This is a genomic window from Rhodoplanes roseus, assembly GCF_003258865.1.
In the GTDB taxonomy this organism is placed as follows: domain Bacteria; phylum Pseudomonadota; class Alphaproteobacteria; order Rhizobiales; family Xanthobacteraceae; genus Rhodoplanes; species Rhodoplanes roseus.
In genome coordinates this window covers 359-827 of the sequence record NZ_NPEX01000618.1, presented here as the reverse complement: position 1 = coordinate 827, position 469 = coordinate 359, and the positions used below count along the sequence as shown (strand labels likewise).

The following is a 469-nucleotide window of genomic DNA, read 5'->3' as shown; positions in this document are numbered from 1 at the left end:
CGACCGGCGGAGCCGCCGCGGGTCCCGAGCCGGGCGATGCCGGAACCGCCGCCGGCAATTCGCGGGCGGGTGCCGCGGGCGGCGGTGTCGACGGCTCCGGGGCCATGATGTTGACGGGCGGAATCGAGGCGGCCGAGGGGAAATCGTAACGCGACGAGACCGGCTGGCCGGTTGCCGACGGTGATCCACCGGCATGGCCGGCGGGCTGCGCCGTGCCGGCGAGGCCGGGTCCGGTCGTCCCGGTCGCCGAGACGCCGTCGTCGCCCTTCCCCGGGGTCGCCCAGGCGGCCGCGTAACGCGCCAGCACGGTGTCGAACGATCGCTCGCGCAACTGGGTCCGGACCTTCTCCGCATTGTCGAGCAGCGCGAGCGCCGTGCAGTAGTCGGGGCTGCAGCCGAGCCGGACGGCCAGCACGTGCCCGACCAGGCCGAACCGGTCGGCCATCAGGGTCCGCTTCAGCGGTGCCAC

The 469-nt window shown here is 75.1% G+C and carries 1 pseudogene; it reads right to left on the bottom strand.

Annotation, left to right across the window (positions count from 1 at the left end):
• Nucleotides 1–469 (bottom strand): annotated as a pseudogene (locus CH341_RS31615) (hypothetical protein); the annotation flags it as partial.